Below are 309 nucleotides of genomic sequence, written 5' to 3'. Positions count from 1 at the left end.
CCAGCATCAGCGTCAACGACATCACCGCCGACAACGTGGTGAACGCCGCCGAAGCCGATGAAGACATCACCGTCAGCGGCACCGTCAGCGGCGAGTTCAAAGCCGGCGACGTGGTGACCCTGACCGTCAATGGCCGCGACTACACCACCACCGTCAATGCCGCCGGTGAGTACAGCGTGGCTGTGGCCGGTCGCGACCTGGCCGCCGACACCACCATCGACGCCAAAGTGGCCGCCACCGATGCCGCCGGCAACGTGGGCGAAGCCACCACCGAGCACACCCACGGTGTGGACACCACCATCAACGCCA

Annotated in this window: 1 protein-coding gene; it reads left to right on the top strand. The window is 66.3% G+C overall.

Annotation, left to right across the window (positions count from 1 at the left end; all coding sequences use genetic code 11):
- Positions 1 to 309: Ig-like domain-containing protein (locus ACZ9XP_RS17905; protein WP_465188961.1), on the top strand; the 309-nt coding region annotated here is incomplete at both ends.

This window comes from Vogesella perlucida, assembly GCF_979366545.1.
Note: the sequence above shows the minus strand (reverse complement) of the source record. Positions and strands in the feature narration are given on the sequence as shown.